We start from the raw sequence: 14,096 nt of genomic DNA, 5'->3' as shown, positions 1-14,096 counted from the left end.
TCAAGGCGTGCGTCCGAATGCTTCCCGCAGCTTGCGCTTGGCCTCTTGCAAGGTATCACGGCGCGCTTTCGGCAGGTTCCTTCCCGCGCGATTGATATAGAAGTTCAGCATCGACATGGCCGACTGGAACGGTGTGCCCTTGCGGCGGCGGCTTTTGGTGGACGACTGCTTGAGTGAGTGCGCGATCGACTCGGCGCTGCCGGTTTTGAAAATGTCGTGCTGGATATCCATCGCGTCACTGGTTTCCATCACGTGATGCGACCACTTTTTCGGACTCTTCGCGCGATGGGCGGCCTGTGCCTGCGCGTGCCGCTGGCGCGGCGGCCGTCCGGACTTGCCGCGCGCGACAGGGCGTTTCGATCGGGTGGTGGACTTTTTTCGGGTGGGCATGGTGCCGGCTCCTTATCGGAATGTGCCGCGCGCGCTTGCGCGGCTGTGATGTCTTGGAACGTCTTGCAACTCCCGCTCAAAGAGAAATGCGCCGGCTGCCGCGATGGCGGCATGCCGGCGCATCGGCTCGGGTGCGGCAACCGCATTGCCGCACGCGCTCGCCATGAGCGCCCTTTACAACTTCAATCCGCCAGCCTCGGGTGCATCCGACGATCCCGGCGGAATGTCGCCGACACCGTAGTCGTCGCGTCGATCGTACGGGTCGCGGCCCCAGTAAGGTTCGCTGCCGTAGTACTGATGCACGGAGGTCGCCCACGTCTGATCCGCCATCGCCGGCCAATGATCCTTGTCGAAGCCGGGTGCGTTCTTCACGCGTTCGGCGGTCATGTTCAGCACGAAGCACTTCTGCTCCGTATCCAGCGTCAACGCGTGCCAGGGAATGGCAAGCAGCTTGTCGCCAATGCCGAGAAAGCCGCCGCTCGAGAGCACGGCGTACGCGACGCGTCCCGAACTGACGTCGAGCATGATGTCCTTGATCTTGCCGATGTCCTCGCCGTCGCTGCTGAGCACCTTGTTGCCATCCAGCGTGGCGGCGGCCATCACGTTGGGACCGGGGCCATCGGCGGTGGCGCTGCCTTTGCCGACGATACGGGCGCCTTCGCCCTGGCGCATGCCGGCTTGCGTCTGTGTCTGGTTGAGCATGATGTGACTCCTCTACAGGTGGGTATGTGGAAGCTTGAGCAACCGGCGTTCCTTCATGTTCCGGGAGGCATGCACGAGGTGGAGCGGCGACAAGGGGTGTTCACGTGTGTGTGTTCACGTGTGTGCGTTCGCGCTGAATGCTTGCGGTGGGCCGCACTGCACGCGTAAAGCGTGCTGGCGTGTTTGAAATTATTTCGCTCGCAGATCGGATGGATGAAGACGGCTGGCGCGACCTCCGTCCTAAGGCATAGCCCTTGCTCGTTGCTTCTGCAACAGCGCATGCAACCCACGCTGCTATCTACTCAGGGAGAGAACTCGATGAAATCTTCACAAGCATGGCTGGTATCGGCACTCGTCGTCGTGTCGGGCGCGGCGTTCGCGCAGGCGGGCGGTGGCAACGGCAATGGCGGCAACGGTGGCTCCGGCGGCTCGGGCAACGCGCACGGCGCCGCGACGGCGGCACCGACCACGAACGGACAACCCACGTCGGGCGCGATGAGTTCGAGCGGCTCGAAGTCGCATCACATGTCGAAGGCGAAGAAGCCGAAGACTGATTCGACCAATATGCCCGGCGCTGATGCGAGCAGTGACACGAAAGGGCAGTGAGAGCGAATTATCCAGGGGCGGGCCGTCTTTAGATTGAAGGACGGTCTGCTTTCTTCCAGCCAACTGCCCTGCTAAGCGGAATCTGCGGGAGCCGATTCACTTCACGGTCCGTCTCGGGAGATATGAGTGTGGCGAGTCAGGATTCCTGAACTGCGATTGAAGCGACTTAAGCCACAGCAAAGCTAGGCATGCGCTGCAGCGCGGGCGGTTTGCGCGCCGGCCTTCGAACCGGTCTTCGCAGCCGCTGCTTTGCGCACCCTCCGCGATTTTTTCAGCAAACTCGTGACCGACGTATCGATGCTTTCCGTCACCGCCGACTCACGCGCCTTGCGGCCTTTCGCGCCTGCCTGTCGCGCGAGCCTTCCCGCGCGTTTCCCGGCGTGCGCAAGCAACGCGGCAAACGCCATCTCGTCCACTCGCAGTCCACGACGCGACTGGCCCGGCGCCAGACGCTGCAATTCGTCCGCTTCGAACGCGCTGATCACCGCCGGGTGAATGTAGCAGCGCTTGCACACCGCCGGTGTATTGCGCAATAGCACGGCCACGTCCTTGACCGTCGCGACGATGTGCCGGCGCGCTTCCGCCGCGCTGCTGCAAATCAGCCGTCGCAGTGCGGCCAATGCATAGACGCTGCCGGCCCACGTTCGATAATCCTTGGCGGTGAAATCCGCGCCGCTCGCACGGCGCAGATAGTCGTTGATATCGGCGGAACCGACGGTGCGGCGCGTGCCGTCTTCGTCGAGATACTGGAACAGGTCGTGGCCCGGCAGTTCGGCGCAACGCCGCACAATGCGCCTGATGCGCGGATTGTTCACCGTCACGTCGTGTTCGATGCCGCTTTTGCCGCGAAACCTGAAACGCAACTGGCCCGCTTCGATCTTCACGTGCTTCTTGCGCAGCGTAGTCAATCCGTACGACTGATTATCGCGCGCGTATTCGACGCTGCCGATCCGGATCAACGTCGTGTCGAGCAACTGCACGATCGCGGCGATGACCTTGTCGCGTTGCATGCCCGGCAGATTCAGATCGCGCGCGACACGCGCGCGGATCTTCGGCAATGCGCGGCCGAATTCGGCCATGCGCTCGTATTTGTCGGCGTCGCGTGTCTCGCGCCAGCGCGGGTGATAGCGGTATTGCTTGCGGCCGCGCGCGTCGCGGCCTGTTGCCTGGATGTGGCCCCGCGCGTCCGGGCAGATCCACACGTTTTCATAGGCGGGCGGGATGGCGAGCGCGTTGATGCGTTTGATTTCGTCTTCGTCGTCGATGCGTTTGCCCTCGACGTCGAAATAGACGAATTCGCCGTTTTCACGCTTGCGCGTGAAGCCGGGCTTCGTGTCGTCGGCGTGGCGCAAGCCCGGCGGCATGACGGCAGGGGCGGCGGGTTTCGCGCGGTCGTCGTCCGTACGTTCGGGGCGGCGTTGAGTCGGAGTCGTTGTGGCAGCCATCGTCGCAGGTAGAAGTTTCAAGCATGAGGCGCGCTTTGCGCCGATGGCTGGCGTCAAGCAAAGGCAGTGCCTGGCACCGGGCGCGGACTCTCGCGTGCTGCGCCGCCGCTGCGTTGCGGACTGCTTGGTGCGCTGTCTTGCGGACCAGCGGAACAGTCCTTGCGAACACTCGTTACGGGTAATCGATGAAACGAACGAACCAAGGAGAGCGTCATGAGCAGCACTCTTAATCCCGACGACGAGCCGCAACAGGTCGTCAAGCAAACCTCCGGCACGACGGGTGCACTCGGGCCAAGCGATTCGTCCGACAGCGGCAGCGATGTGGCCGGTGCGAAGCGCCACGAATTCGACGTGGATTCGGAACTGGACAACCACGCGCTCGAAACCGGCGACTCCGAACTCGGCAGCGACACGGATCGCGCCGGCACGGGCGAGCGTGCGGCCGCGGACGGCGATTCGACGCTCGTACCGGACAGCGATATCGAGCCTGACCACGTTATGGACCCGCTGGTCAACGACGACGACGGCCTTGATGACGATCCGCAAGGGCTTTAACGGGTGGCGGCCGGTACGCGGTGACGGACCGAACCGGACTGACGAAACGTCGCAGACCGGACGTTGCGGCGAGCGTGCCACATGGGCACATCTTTTGCTGACTGAGCGTTAACGACGATTAACGGCGGGATCAATCCGCGCAATATGCGGGGCCCCCAGCACTTACATGAAGGAGAGTACGCATGGCAAGCACATTGAATGGTCACAAGGTGGCAATACTCGCGCTGGACGGTTTCGAGCAGGCCGAACTGGTCGAGCCGAAACGCGCGCTCACTGAAGCAGGCGCGACGGTACAGATCATTTCAGCCAGGCCCGGCACGATCCAGGGTTTCAAGCACGTGGACAAAGGTGACGCCGTCGAAGTCGATCTGACTTTCGACAAGGCAAGCGCAAACGATTACGACGCCGTGGTGCTGCCGGGTGGCGTGGTGAACGGCGACGCCATCCGTTTGCTGCCGCAGGCACAAGCCTTCGTCAAGGCCGCCGACAGCGCAAAGAAGCCGATCGCGGTGATCTGTCATGGCACGTGGCTGCTGGTGTCCGCGGGAATCGTCAAGGGCCGCACGGTCACGAGCTGGCCGAGCCTGCAGGACGATATTCGCAACGCGGGCGGCACGTGGGTGGACAAGGAAGTAGTCGAAGACGGCAATCTGATCAGCAGCCGCAAGCCCGACGATCTGCCTGCCTTTAACAAGGCGCTGATTGCGCAATTGTCCACACGCAACGCGGCATAAACCGGCATGGCGAACGAGGGGCGAAGATTGAATGAATGCCGCGCCTCGTCCCGTCGGTTCAGTTTCGCTGTATCCGTCGAACAGGGAGAAAATGCATGAAATTCCGGTATCCCCTACAAGCGATGGCGGTCGCGCTGAGTTTGAGCGCGGCGTCCCTCGGCCCGGTGTTTGCGCAAGCCAGCGACGCGCCCGCCAGCGAGGCGCCTGTCAACGGCACGAAGCTCTCGCCCGCGGACCAGCAATTCGTGCAGGACGCCTCGAAATCCGACGCGACCGAGATCGCGGCCAGCAAGGTTGCGCTGAAGAATTCAAGCGATCCGCACGTGAAGAAATTCGCGCAGCAGATGATTACCGATCACACCAGACTCTCTCGCGGCATGGCCGCACTTGTGTCGAAGAAGGGCTTTACCGCGACGCCGTCGGCGGATTCCGCGCTGGTCGGCAAGCTGCAAACGCTCAAGGGCAAGGAATTCGATCAGGCCTACGTGGAGCAGGTCGGCGTGGAAGCGCATCAGCGCGCGGTGGACCTGTTCCAGCAGGAGAGCACGAGCGGCACCGACGCGCAACTCAAGGCCGCGGCAACGCACGCGTTGCCGATCATCAAACATCATCTGGCGATGGCGCAGCAACTGGCCGGCGCCATGAAGGGTTCGTCATGAACGCGATCCTGCCGCGCCCGGCCTATGAGGATTCCCTTATGCAGATCACTTTTTCCGACGACAAGCCGGCCTTCGACGGAGCGAATCTGACCGTGTGCTTCATGGCGCGGGTGGACGGCGAAGCGGTGGTGTGCTCGATTACCGCCGAAGCGCTCGAAGACCATTTCGGCGCCGATTCCGCACTCGAAGCAACGCTCATGTCGGCCTTCGAGAAAGGCCGTCATCGCATCCGATCCGTCTGCGCGGAAGCGCTCGACCAGAACAACGGAGAAGGCGTAGTGTTGCATAGCGGACTGTTCCGAGTGGAAGGCATGGAACCGGATCGCGGCACGGCAGCGTAATGCCGCAGCGCGCCGCCGCCCGAACGCGCCGAATGGCACGGCGACATGCGGTGGCACGGTTCGCAATCGCCGTTCAACGATGCAAGGAGGTCTCATGTCACTCATCGTCGCAGCACGTTTTACGACTTTTCCCGCCGCTGAAGATGCGGCGCAAAAGCTCTTCAATGCAGGGTTCGTCGAAGAAGACGTGACGCTGTTTTTCGTCAATCCGCGCGGGCAGCACGCGCGTTTTCCGATTGGCGGCGATACCAGTACGGACGCTGGCGCAAAGGATGCGCCCAAAGGTGCCGGCATGGGCGTCACAATCGGCGCGGTTGCCGGTGCCGTGGTGGGCGTCGCGATTTTCGCCGCGTTCTCGGCGCCGGTTATCGTGTCATTGATCGCAGCGGGCGTCGGCGCTTATGTCGGCTCGCTGGTCGGCGCAATGTCGCACACGCGCGAGGGCGGCAAGGCGGGGCACCGAACACCGTTTCACGAGGAAACGCGTGATTCCGGCGTGCTGGTCGCCGTGCACGTCTCCCCGGACAATCAGTTCGACGCCGCGCGCGTTTTGCGCGAAGCAGGCGGCGTGGCGATCGAGCGGGCGAGCGGCCGCTGGCAGCAGGGACGCTGGGCTGACTTCGACCCTTTGAAAGAACCGGTGCCGCTCAACGAGTTCAGCGAGAATCGCGCGTGACGGCACGGGCTTTTGCGCATAACCACTCGAGTCGAAGTTCGAGGCGGTGGCGAGCAGGCAGCGGCCCGACGTACCGTCGGGCCGTTTTTATTGACACCCGGCGCTCAGTCTATCGTGACCGCGCAGGCGGCCAATCCCCACAGGAGCGGGATGCTCAAACCCAGATCTGTGGCGTGCTACGTTGCCGCAGCATCGCGGGGTCCTGACGTTCGTCGCGAGTCGGCTCGCACGCGGCCGGCACCAGTCCGCCGCGTGTCATGCCGCACGACGGCGACGCGGCTTGCGCGCTCGCGGATGGCGCTTCGCGCGCCGGCCTATGCTCGCGAATCTGCATCACTGTTGCCGAGGTGAGGATCGCGACGGCGGCCAGAAATTCTGTGCTCCTGATTTTCATGGTGAATGCTCCCTGTCGTTGTCGCCTGCCCATTGTTTTCAATTCATCGGCACGTCTTGCAGCGTGTCGTTGTTGCACGGCGTGCTGTGGGGCGAGCATATTAAGCAACCGCCGTGCCATTCAGCGCAGCCGCGCGGGGCGGCCTTCAGCGCATGTCGCGTGAGATCGCGACGGGAAAAATCTACGCGCGTTGGCAAGATCGAAAGTCCGGCGGCAGGCAGCCCGTGATACGTCCGTGGCGATGTACGCCGGGCACGCATCATGCGGATCGATGGGGAGGCCCGCAGTGGGTTGGAGCGCCGGCAAAGCCGCGACGCATCCGGCTGCGGACTCCATGATTGACGAAACCCCTGGAGGTATTGAATGGCTACGAACGTTGTTTCCGTGTTGAACGATCTGGTCGAGACGTCGAAGGACGGCGAGAAGGGCTTTCGCAAAGCGGCTGAAGATGCCCACGACGCACAACTGAAGACGCTGTTTCTATCGCGAGCCGAAGACTGCGCGCGTGGCGCACGCGAGTTGCAGGATGCGGTTGCGGCCCTCGGCGGCAAACCCGAAACGGGCGGCAGCATGAGCGGTGCGTTGCATCGCGGCTGGGTCGACGTGAAGTCGGCGGTGACCGATCGCAGCGATCACGAGATTCTGGCCGAGTGTGAAAAGGGCGAGGACGTCGCGAAGAAGCGCTACCACGACGCGTTGGAAAAGGAGTTGCCGGCGGACGTGCGAGTGATCGTCGAGCGGCAGTATCAAGGCGTGCTGCAGAACCATGACCGCGTGCGTGATCTGCGCGACCAATACGCGGCTGCGCGGCATTAAATTCGGGTGAGTGACCGGCGCTCTCCGTTGGAGGGGGCCGGTTTTTTTGCGTGTTGACGGCCCGCTGGCGTGCTTGCGCAAGCCAGATTCAGGTCGGCAAGCTCGCGTACAAAAAAGCCGTCGCATTCGCGAACGGCTTTCACATTTCCCGGAGCATCAGCGCCGGAAAGCACTAGCCGCAGCCAGCGCTTCCCGGTCGGATCACACGCTTATTGGGCGCTGACCTTCAGATGGTTCTTCACGCTCGATACGCCCTTCACGGCTTGCACGACTTCTTCAGCCGCCGACTTGTCGTCAGCCGAAGGCACCGTACCCGTGAGCCACACCACGCCCTTGCGCGTCTTCACGTGAATGTGCGTCGACTTGACGTTCTTCGCGGCCAGCAGGTCGGCCTTGGCCTTGGTGGTGATGGTGCCGTCGTCGACGTGCTCGCCGATGGTTTCGGACGAAGCCGACGGCGCCGAGGCGCTGGTCTGCGCCGTAGCGTTCAGTGCGAATGCGAGACAGGCAATGCTACCTGCGGTCTTCAGGAATTGGATCGTCTTCATGGTTTCTCCTTCGGGTGTTGATGAAAATTGCGGTCTTGTTGCCTGCGGTCGATCGCGGTCGAGGCCGCCGATGACACGCGTGGGGTCGTTGCCGCTACGGTTCCGTCAGGGCCCGTTATCGACACTGGGCGACAGCCTGTGCACGCGATTTCGCTGCCACGTTGCGCGTGCAAAGACCGGCGTCCGTCCACATAGTGCCAGGACGCAAGCGGTGTGCCCGATAGCTCGGGCGAATGAGGCGCTGGCGGGAAAGCCGTTACGGCACGTGGCTTTAGGCTGAAGAATGAGAGGCGGCGCCGAGCCGGGGAGGAGTGTGACCGCTTGCGCGCGCGGGGACCGGAATTTGCCGGGCACTTGTAAAAATGGCGCCCGGCGGCGTGCGCAAGTGATGGGCCTGAAAATGCAAAACATTGAAAAAACAGGAAGTTGCGCGACCTGGTACGGCAGTTGCTGTAAGCAGATCACTCACCATTTTCGGCTATTAAAGGGACCTCACTACAATGCCTTCCATTGAACTACGCACAAGGCAGTCTCTCGCACTTACGCCGCGTCTACAGCAATCGGTGCGTCTGTTGCAGTTGTCGTCTCTGGAGTTCCAGCAGGAGTTGCGCACGGCGCTTGACACTAATCCGTTCCTCGAGTACGACTCGTCGGATACGGAAGACGTCGCGCTCGCCACCACCGCGTCCGGCGAAGAGGCGGGCGCGCTGCCCGCCACCGACACGGCGGCCGCAGCCGAACCCGATGCGATGTCGTCCGACATGCCGTCTGAGTCGGGCGCGAACGACACGCTGGAAAGCGCGGGGCAGGACGACATGCCGGGCGATTTCTCGGGCGACTATAGCAGCCGCAGTTCGACGCGCCAGAACGGCGACTCGGACAGTAGCGATCCCGCCGAGTGGGCCCGTTCCCAGCCGACATTGCGCGAGCAGCTGCACGACTCGCTGCGCCTCTATCGACTCGACGACCGGGACCGCGCGGTGGCGCGCTTCATCATCGAGGCGCTCGACGACGACGGCTATCTGCGCCAGGATCTCGCCGATCTCGCGGACAGTGTCGATCTCGAACCCGAATTGACCGAAGACGAGTTGCTGGTGGCATTGCGTCTCGTGCAGTCGCTCGATCGACCGGGTCTGGGCGCCCGCACGCTGTCCGAGTGCCTGTCGCTGCAGGTCAACGCGTTGCCGGCCGACACGCCGGGGCGCGACGTGGCGCGGCAGATCGTCGAACATCATCTGGAACGGCTCGCACGCCGCGAACAGGCCGAACTGCAGAAGCAGATTGGCTGCAGCGCGGAAGAACTGCGGGTTGCCTGCGCTCTCGTGCGCAAGCTCGATCCGAAGCCGGGCAACTGCTATGGCCGCACCGAAGACAACTACGTGGTGCCGGACGTGATCGTGCGGCAGGTGCGTAACAAGTGGGTCGTGGCGATCAACCCGGCGGTGCAGCCGCGCGCGCGAATTCATCGCATGTATGCGGAGCTGTTCGCGCAGTCGGCCGGTGCGAGCCGCTCGCCGCTCGCGCAGCAGTTGCAGGAAGCGCGCTGGCTGATCCGCAACGCGCAACAACGCTTCGATACCATCCAGCGCGTGGCCGAGTGCATCGTCGCGCATCAGAAAGCCTTCTTCCAGTACGGCGAAATCGCGCTCAAGCCGATGGTGCTGCGCGATGTCGCCGACGAACTCGGCCTGCACGAATCCACTATCTCGCGAGCCACGGGCAACAAATATATGGCCACGCCGCGGGGTATTTTCGAATTCAAGCACTTCTTCCCGCGCGAGCTCGGCACTGAAAGCGGCGGCACCTGTTCGGCCGCTGCGGTGCGCGCGCTGCTCAAGGAAATGATCGCCGCGGAAAACACGCGTGATCCGCTCTCGGACGTGACGCTCGCGAAGATGCTCGCGGATCAGGGCGTGCTGGTGGCGCGTCGTACGGTGGCGAAGTACCGGCATCTGATGAAGGTGCCGCCGGCGGAATTGCGCCGCCAGATCTGAACGACGCAGCCCGCCGGAGCCAGGCTGCGTTGAAGCGCCACGCGAGACTGTCCGCTCGCGTGGCGCTTTTTCGTATCTGGACGTTTCGAGCGTGCCCCATTACATTGGCGAGTCCATGAGTAACGGGGTGGTTCAATGAAGTACTCGAATCTGGTCGAACGCCTGCAGGGCAGGCGCACGTCCGCGTGGGAAATCCATCGTGTCGCGCAACAGGCGGCGGCCAACGGTGAAGACGTTATCGTGCTGAGCGTCGGCGATCCCGATTTCGCGACGCCCGCGCCGATCGTCGAGCGCGCGGTCGAGGCCTTGCGCGGCGGCGATACGCACTATAGCGCCGTGTCCGGCCGGGAACCGGTGCGCGCGGCGATTGCCGAAGAGCATGCGCGCATGACCGGCTGTGCCGTCAGCGCCGCCAATGTGATCCTGACCGCGGGCGCGCAGAACGGCGTATTCGCTTCGTCGCTATGTCTGCTGGAAGCGGGCGACGAGGTGATCGTCCCCGAGCCCATGTACCTGACTTATGAGGCCTGCGTGCGCGCGGCCGGCGCCAGGCTCGTGGCGGTGCCGGTCGATCGGGCGCGGGCGTTTCACGTCGATTGCGACGCGCTGGAAGCGGCGGTCACTTCGCGCACAAAGGCCATTTTCTTCGCTACGCCGTGTAATCCGACCGGCGTGGTCATGCCGCGCGCCGATCTGGAACGGATCGCGCGGATCGCGTGCGAGCATGACCTGTGGGTGCTCTCCGACGAGGTCTACGCCGATCTGACTTTCGAGCGCGAGCACGTGAGCATTGCAGCGTTGCCCGGCATGGCGGAGCGCACCGTGACGCTCGGCAGTCTGTCGAAATCGCATGCTATGGCCGGTTGGCGCGTGGGTTGGGCGATCGGGCCGGCGGAGCTGATCGAGCACATGGGAAGGCTCGCCCTTGCGATGCTGTACGGCTTGCCCGGATTCATCCAGCAGGCCGCATTGACCACTTTGCAGAACAAGGCGCGGATCGCCGCCGAAATGCGTGAGATTTACCGCCGTCGGCGCGACGTGGTGTTCGAGCGTTTGCAGCGCGTGCCGGGGCTGCGGTGCGTGTTACCAGAGGCCGGCATGTTCATGATGGTCGACGTGAGCGGCACGGGTCTCGACACGGTCGACTTCACCTGGCAGCTGTTTCGCGCGCAGGGCGTGTCGCTGCTCGACGCGAGCGCCTTCGGCGAGACGGCGAATGGTTTCGTGCGGCTGGGTTTCGTGGTCGACGAAGCGCGTCTGATCGACGCGTGCGAGCGGATTGCCGCATTTGTCCGCGCATTGCCGGCTCGCTGAGCCTTACTTTAGCGTTTCGTTTGCTTTGCGATTCGCGCAACGATGCGGCGCATGGTGGGAGGAATGCGTGTCCTCACCAGTTTTCGATTGACGCAACCAAAGCTTGCGTCAAAAATCGAGCGCCGGCCCCGTCTTTAAGCGTGGCCATTCCGGACACCGGCGCATATCGACACTCACTGTCGGGAACTCCATGACCCTTCGCTTCACCCTCTCGTTGCGCCGATCGCTGATGGCAGGATCGATGGCGGCCGCCCTCGTGGCGATGGCGCTCGTCCTTGCCTTGCTCGCCGCGTTCAGCACGACTTGCGCGGCTGCTGAACCGGACGACTCGTCGGATGCCGCCGCGAGCGCGGAAACCGCGGCTTCAGCGCCGGACGCACCGCGCGTTGTGAGCGGCAAGCCCCGTCAGCGCGCGGAGGCGAATGCCCAACCCGGCGAAGATCCGCACGCGGCCACGGCTCGTGCGCCGCGCCAGGCTGCCGCGGCGCCGAACGACGCGTCGGGCAGCACGGCGCAGCGCAACGCGAGACCGGAAACGGCGGCTATTCCTGTGCCGCCGGAAACGTCGTCGGTGACGCAGCATTCCATCCGGCTCGACAGCCGCAAGATCGACTACACGGCCACCGCCGGCAACCTGCTGCTGCGCGACAGGACAGGTGAGGCCAACGCGAGCGTTTTCTATGTCGCCTACACCGTCGCCAGCAAAACGCCGGCAACGCGGCCGGTCACGTTTCTCTTCAACGGCGGGCCGGGCGCCGGCAGCGTATTCCTGATGATCGGCTCGTTCGGGCCGAAGCGGGCGCGCACGGCGAGTCCCGCCATTACGCCGCCCGCGCCGTACACGCTCGCCGACAATCCCGACAGCCTGCTCGATACCACCGACCTCGTATTTATCGATGCGGTCGGCGCGGGTTTGTCGAGGGTGGTCGGCCATGGCACGGGCAAGGAGTTCTGGGGCGTCGATCAGGATCTCGATGCTTTCTCGCAGTTTATCGACCGCTACCTGACAGTGAACCAGCGCTGGAATTCGCCGAAGTATCTGCTCGGCGAATCGTATGGGACCGCGCGTGCCGCGATGCTCGCGTACCAGTTGGGGCAGGACAATATCGCGCTCAATGGTGTAATCCTGATGTCGTCGGTGCTCGATTCCGCCGCGTTTTCGGCGGGCTCGGATTTCAAAAGCGAAAGCTATCTGCCGAGCTTCGCGGCCATTGCCTGGTATCACGACAAGATCGTGCCGAAGCCGGCCAGCCTGCCGGCCTTTCTCGACGACGCCCGTGCATTCGCGCGCGGACCGTATGCGCAGGCGCTCGCCCAGGGCGACGCGCTGCCCGACGCCGAGCGCGACGCGATCGCCGCGCGCGTCGCGCACTTCACCGGGCTCGACGTCGGCTATGTGAAGCGCAGCCGCCTGCGTCTTTATCCGTCGCGTTATCGCAGCGAATTGCTGCGCGATCAGGCGCGCAGCGTCGGCCGTTACGATGCGCGCTTCGAAGGGATCGACTTTGACAGCGTGTCCGAGCGTCCTGATTACGACGCCTCGGTGAGCAGCGTGTCGAGCGCTTTCGACGCGGCCCTACATCAGCATTTCGCTCAGGATCTGCACTTTACGCCGGCCGACCGTTACCGCGTCTTCAACGACGAAGCGTTGACGCAATGGGACTGGAAGCATCGCGCATGGTGGGGCGAACGTCTGCCCGTGCCGTATGCGGTGGGCGATCTGGCCGAAGCAATGAGGCAGAATCCGCAGTTGCGCGTGATGTCGTTGAACGGCTATTTCGATCTGGCCACGCCGTTCTACGCAACCGAGTACGCGCTCGCCCACCTGGGCGTGGACGGGCCGCTGCGCGCCAACGTGCGAATCGCCTACTACCCGACCGGTCACATGATCTATCTCGACGACGCGGCATTGCACACGCTCAGGAGCGATCTGGCGAGTTTCTATGCGGCAGGGGCGCGCTAGGGTTCAGAAGAGCGCGCCGGGCGGTCCGAAAGCGGGTGCCGCGTCTTGCAACCGGGTCGGGCTTGAGCCGTTGAACGGTATAATTCGTTCGACGTCGCGCGGTGCTTCAGAGTCGCGTCGAACCGCGCTCAGGCGCCTCTCCGCTACCTGAAAATCCGCTTTATCAACCGGCTTTTTTTCACCGCTGCCCATGCCATTTCACCCGATCCAGTCCTTCACGCGCAAACGGCTGTCCGACGTGGTGTCCGACCAGATCAAGCAACTGATTTCGGACGGCACGCTGATGCCCGGCGACCGGCTGCCGGCCGAACGCGATCTGGCCACGCAGCTCGGCGTGTCGCGGCCTTCGCTGCGCGAAGCGCTGATCAGGCTGGAAGCGGACGGCTATATTGAAACCTCGGGGCGGGGCGGTTTTACGGTGGTCGATGTCACGGCGCCGATCATCTCCAAGCCGCTTGCGGAGTTGCTGCTGCAAAACCCGCGCACCAGTGCCGATATTCTGGAACTGCGCCAGGGGCTCGAATCGATTTCGACGGTCTATGCCGCGCAGCGCGCCACGGCCGCAGACCTGAAGAAGATCAGCGCGGCGTTCGAGGCATTGAAAGCCGGCTCGCAGTCGCAGGACCGTGTGAACCTCGCCGAACTGGACGCCGCGTTCCACCTCGCGATCGCGGACTCCACGCACAACATTGCGCTCGCGCATGTGATGCACGGCATCCATACGCTGATTCGCGAGGGTATGCGCCAGTACCATCGTTTGATCGATTACGACGACGCGATGGAAAAGCAGTTGATGGGCCAGCACCAGGCCATTTACGACGCCGTGATGTCGCGCGACGCGCAAAAGGCACGCAAGGCCGCCGAGCGGCATTTGACCTATGTGCGCGAGATGTACAAGGAAGACGCGGCCAGGCCTTCGTCGAGTACGGTTTCGTAAATACCCGCGATTGACACCTTGC

The 14,096-nt window shown here is 63.5% G+C and carries 16 protein-coding genes; 11 read left to right on the top strand and 5 right to left on the bottom strand.

Features of this window, described 5'->3' with window-relative positions; all coding sequences use genetic code 11:
- Both NE850_RS31380 and NE850_RS31375 read right to left on the bottom strand, forming a co-directional pair.
- The gene (locus NE850_RS31380; RefSeq protein ID WP_007177522.1) at window positions 1–390 is read right to left on the bottom strand and encodes a DUF3175 domain-containing protein; all 390 of its coding nucleotides are present in this window, start codon (window positions 388–390) and stop codon (window positions 1–3) included.
- Between the two features lie 174 nt (window positions 391–564).
- The gene (locus NE850_RS31375; RefSeq protein WP_007177521.1) at window positions 565–1,092 is read right to left on the bottom strand and encodes a PRC-barrel domain-containing protein; all 528 of its coding nucleotides are present in this window, start codon (window positions 1,090–1,092) and stop codon (window positions 565–567) included.
- Window positions 1,093–1,410: 318 nt separating this feature from the next.
- On the opposite strand from NE850_RS31375, the gene NE850_RS31370 reads away from it, so the two are divergent.
- Window positions 1,411–1,698: a hypothetical protein gene (locus NE850_RS31370; RefSeq protein WP_007177520.1), complete on the top strand. Its 288-nt coding sequence runs from the start codon at window positions 1,411–1,413 to the stop codon at window positions 1,696–1,698.
- 182 nt (window positions 1,699–1,880) lie between these two features.
- On the opposite strand, the gene NE850_RS31365 is transcribed toward NE850_RS31370, so the two are convergent.
- Window positions 1,881–3,143, bottom strand: coding sequence for a DNA topoisomerase IB (locus NE850_RS31365; protein ID WP_310699829.1), 1,263 nt, complete (start codon window positions 3,141–3,143; stop codon window positions 1,881–1,883).
- Window positions 3,144–3,356: 213 nt separating this feature from the next.
- Between NE850_RS31365 and NE850_RS31360 the strand changes: the two genes are divergently transcribed.
- From NE850_RS31360 to NE850_RS31340, 5 genes are all read left to right on the top strand, one after another.
- Complete coding sequence (locus NE850_RS31360) at window positions 3,357–3,698, top strand: hypothetical protein (protein ID WP_007177518.1); 342 nt, start codon at window positions 3,357–3,359, stop codon at window positions 3,696–3,698.
- Window positions 3,699–3,880: 182 nt separating this feature from the next.
- Window positions 3,881–4,432: a type 1 glutamine amidotransferase domain-containing protein gene (locus NE850_RS31355; protein WP_007177517.1), complete on the top strand. Its 552-nt coding sequence runs from the start codon at window positions 3,881–3,883 to the stop codon at window positions 4,430–4,432.
- Window positions 4,433–4,527: 95 nt separating this feature from the next.
- Window positions 4,528–5,091 (top strand): DUF4142 domain-containing protein, encoded by a 564-nt coding sequence (locus NE850_RS31350; RefSeq protein ID WP_007177516.1) that lies wholly within the window; start codon window positions 4,528–4,530, stop codon window positions 5,089–5,091.
- Window positions 5,088–5,432: a DUF1488 domain-containing protein gene (locus NE850_RS31345; protein ID WP_007177515.1), complete on the top strand. Its 345-nt coding sequence runs from the start codon at window positions 5,088–5,090 to the stop codon at window positions 5,430–5,432. Before NE850_RS31350 ends, NE850_RS31345 begins: the two co-directional genes overlap by 4 nt.
- Window positions 5,433–5,526: 94 nt before the next feature.
- Window positions 5,527–6,108: a glycine zipper domain-containing protein gene (locus NE850_RS31340; RefSeq protein WP_007177514.1), complete on the top strand. Its 582-nt coding sequence runs from the start codon at window positions 5,527–5,529 to the stop codon at window positions 6,106–6,108.
- A gap of 154 nt (window positions 6,109–6,262) precedes the next feature.
- On the opposite strand, the gene NE850_RS31335 is transcribed toward NE850_RS31340, so the two are convergent.
- The gene (locus tag NE850_RS31335; RefSeq protein WP_165188529.1) at window positions 6,263–6,502 is read right to left on the bottom strand and encodes a hypothetical protein; all 240 of its coding nucleotides are present in this window, start codon (window positions 6,500–6,502) and stop codon (window positions 6,263–6,265) included.
- Window positions 6,503–6,865: 363 nt separating this feature from the next.
- Between NE850_RS31335 and NE850_RS31330 the strand changes: the two genes are divergently transcribed.
- A complete protein-coding gene (locus tag NE850_RS31330) occupies window positions 6,866–7,318 on the top strand; it encodes a PA2169 family four-helix-bundle protein (protein WP_007177511.1) in 453 nt (150 codons plus the stop codon).
- A 209-nt stretch (window positions 7,319–7,527) separates the two neighbouring features.
- Here the strand turns inward: NE850_RS31330 and NE850_RS31325 are convergent, their stop codons facing one another.
- Window positions 7,528–7,866, bottom strand: coding sequence for a BON domain-containing protein (locus NE850_RS31325; RefSeq protein ID WP_007177510.1), 339 nt, complete (start codon window positions 7,864–7,866; stop codon window positions 7,528–7,530).
- A gap of 500 nt (window positions 7,867–8,366) precedes the next feature.
- Between NE850_RS31325 and NE850_RS31320 the strand changes: the two genes are divergently transcribed.
- The 4 genes from NE850_RS31320 (at window position 8,367) to NE850_RS31305 (ending at window position 14,074) form a co-directional block, all read left to right on the top strand.
- Window positions 8,367–9,860 (top strand): RNA polymerase factor sigma-54, encoded by a 1,494-nt coding sequence (locus tag NE850_RS31320; protein ID WP_007177509.1) that lies wholly within the window; start codon window positions 8,367–8,369, stop codon window positions 9,858–9,860.
- A gap of 135 nt (window positions 9,861–9,995) precedes the next feature.
- Complete coding sequence (locus NE850_RS31315) at window positions 9,996–11,174, top strand: aminotransferase class I/II-fold pyridoxal phosphate-dependent enzyme (RefSeq protein WP_310699828.1); 1,179 nt, start codon at window positions 9,996–9,998, stop codon at window positions 11,172–11,174.
- Between the two features lie 190 nt (window positions 11,175–11,364).
- A complete protein-coding gene (locus tag NE850_RS31310) occupies window positions 11,365–13,137 on the top strand; it encodes a S10 family peptidase (RefSeq protein ID WP_165188527.1) in 1,773 nt (590 codons plus the stop codon).
- A gap of 190 nt (window positions 13,138–13,327) precedes the next feature.
- Entirely contained in the window at window positions 13,328–14,074 is a 747-nt protein-coding gene (locus NE850_RS31305; RefSeq protein ID WP_007177506.1) for a FadR/GntR family transcriptional regulator, read from the top strand.
- The last annotated feature ends 22 nt before the right edge of the window (window positions 14,075–14,096 follow it).

It is taken from the genome of Paraburkholderia sp. USG1, from assembly GCF_031570135.1.
GTDB classification, from domain to species: Bacteria; Pseudomonadota; Gammaproteobacteria; order Burkholderiales; family Burkholderiaceae; genus Paraburkholderia; species Paraburkholderia dioscoreae.
The sequence above is the reverse complement of the archived record's forward strand: the minus strand, read 5'-3'. Positions and strand labels throughout refer to the sequence as shown.